The following is a 2349-nucleotide window of genomic DNA, read 5'->3' as shown; positions in this document are numbered from 1 at the left end:
TGAATCTTTGAAGTTAAAATTTTAACAGCTGTATTTTTACTTTCACTGTACATTTTTTATGTTTATCTGACGCTAAAAGCAGAAAGTAATGAAATGGAAGAAGTAGAACACCTATATTTTGCCCCAAAATCAGAAAATCCATCTTTGTTTATTATGGTGTTTCAGGTTATAGTTGCACTTGTTTTAATGATTGGCGGGGCACATATGTTTGTTGAAGGTATAGAAAAAATAAGTTTATCATTTGGCTTTTCTCCCCTTTTATTCTCACTTTTAGTTGCTCCTGTTGCAACAGAACTGCCTGAAAAAGTAAACAGTGTTTTATGGGTATGGAGAGGAAAAGATTCTCTTGCTGTTGGGAATATTAGTGGGGCAATGGTTTTCCAGTCTACTATCCCTGTAAGTTTTGGTGTTTTATTTACAGACTGGAATATAGAAGGACTTGCTTTAATATCAGGAATATTTGCAGTTGTTGCTGCATCTTTTGTAATGACATTGTCATTTGCAGGAAAAAAACTTATACCAATTGGGTTAACATTTGGCATTATTTTTTATTTAACTTATATTTATATGGTATTAACAGGAAATGGATTAACAGGATGAGGTTAACATGGATATTCAAGAGCTGAGAAAACTACAGGATAAAATAGAAATTTATAGAAAAAAAGTAAAAGAAGGACAGAAAGAGTATTTAAATGAGCTTATAAAACTTAGAAGAGAATTTAAACAGCTTGCAAGAGAAATAAAAAACAAAATGTCTGCATGGGAAAAGGTTCAGCTTGCAAGACATCCAAGAAGACCCCATGCCCTTGATTATATAAATAACATTTTTACCAATTTTATAGAACTTCACGGAGATAGAAGATTTGGTGATGATAAAGCAATAGTTGCAGGTTTTGCGTTTTTTGACGAACAGCCAGTATGTGTAATTGGACAGGAAAAAGGAAAAGATACAAAAGAAAAAATAGAAAGAAACTTTGGTATGCCTCATCCAGAAGGATACAGAAAAGCAATTAGAGTTATGAAACTTGCAGAAAAATTTAAAAGACCAGTTATAACCCTTGTAGATACAGCCGGAGCTTATCCGGGAATAGGAGCAGAAGAAAGGGGGCAGTCTCAGGCTATAGCTGAAAGCATAGCAACAATGGCAGATTTAAAGGTTCCAACTATTGCAGTAATTATTGGAGAAGGTGGAAGCGGTGGAGCTCTTGCCCTTGCTGTTGGAAATAAAGTTTTAATGCTTGAAAATGCAGTATACTCTGTAATATCACCAGAAGGATGTGCTGCCATTTTATATAAAACAAGAGAAGAAGCACCAACAGCAGCAGAAAGTCTTAAAATGACAGCAGAAAACCTTTTAGAACTTGGAATTATAGATGAAATAGTAAAAGAACCTTTAGGCGGAGCCCACCTACAGCCTGTAAAAATGTACAGACTTTTAAAAAGAGCTTTAAGAAGAAATCTTAAAGAACTTGAAAATCTATCACCTGAAGAGCTAATAACACAAAGGGAAAACAAATTTTATGCAATGGGGCAGTTTGTAGAAAAATGATAAATAGTATCCTTTATACCCTTGAAATAATTTTTTTAATAAGTTTAATTTTTGCGTCAATTTCGTCAATAAAAACATGGCTTTTATCTAAAAAATTAACAAAAAATATAAAAAAAGCTATTTATGAATCATATCCTTTAAATATTCCTCCTATAAAATATAAAAATTTAAATCAATTTTTAATATCAATGATTAACAAGGCAGAAAACAGCGAACCTATAGAAAATAATTTACAAAACTTACAAAAAGAATTTAATATTCCAAAAAATAAAGTTGAAGAAATAAAAAAAATTATAATAGAGTACACAAAAAATATTTATTTCTGGAATAAATACGGTAAAATCAGCGGATACATAGCCCTTATAACAGGTGGATTATCTTTTATTATCTTTTATGTAATCAAATGAAAATACTTGTCTGGCAGACAGCTTTTTTAGGGGATTTAATTTTATCAACACCTTTATTTGCTTCTATTAAAGCATTATACCCTGAAAGTCAGCTCCATGTCATAGCAAAACCTTTTGGGAAAGATGTTTTAAAAAACAATCCTTATGTGGATAAACTTATAATTTTTGACAAAAATAAACAGTCAACATTATCACTTATAAAACAGCTTAAAGATGAAAAATACGATATTGCTGTATCTCCCCATCGCTCACATAGAGCATCTTACTCACTTTTTTTATCTAAAATACCAATTAGAATTGGCTTTGATAAAGCAGGATTTTCATTTTTATACACGAAAAAAGCACAGCATAGATTTGATGGAACTCACGAAATAGACAGGAACTTACAACTTT

Annotated in this window: 3 protein-coding genes and 1 pseudogene; all 4 read left to right on the top strand. The window is 31.3% G+C overall.

Going from position 1 to position 2349, the window contains the following annotated elements; genetic code table 11:
- Positions 1 to 93 precede the first annotated feature (93 nt).
- A complete protein-coding gene (locus tag HG1285_RS04300; protein WP_008288670.1) occupies positions 94 to 600 on the top strand; it encodes a Sodium/calcium exchanger membrane region in 507 nt (168 codons plus the stop codon).
- A 7-nt stretch (positions 601 to 607) separates the two neighbouring features.
- Complete coding sequence (locus tag HG1285_RS04305) at positions 608 to 1549, top strand: acetyl-CoA carboxylase carboxyltransferase subunit alpha (RefSeq protein WP_008288669.1); 942 nt, start codon at positions 608 to 610, stop codon at positions 1547 to 1549.
- Complete coding sequence (locus tag HG1285_RS04310) at positions 1546 to 1956, top strand: hypothetical protein (protein WP_008288668.1); 411 nt, start codon at positions 1546 to 1548, stop codon at positions 1954 to 1956. The genes HG1285_RS04305 and HG1285_RS04310 overlap by 4 nt, the downstream gene beginning before the upstream one ends.
- Positions 1953 to 2349: pseudogene (locus HG1285_RS04315) on the top strand (ADP-heptose--LPS heptosyltransferase); the annotation flags it as partial. The gene HG1285_RS04310 and the pseudogene HG1285_RS04315, both read left to right, overlap by 4 nt.

The organism is Hydrogenivirga sp. 128-5-R1-1 (assembly GCF_000171895.1).
Note: the sequence above shows the minus strand (reverse complement) of the source record. Positions and strands in the feature narration are given on the sequence as shown.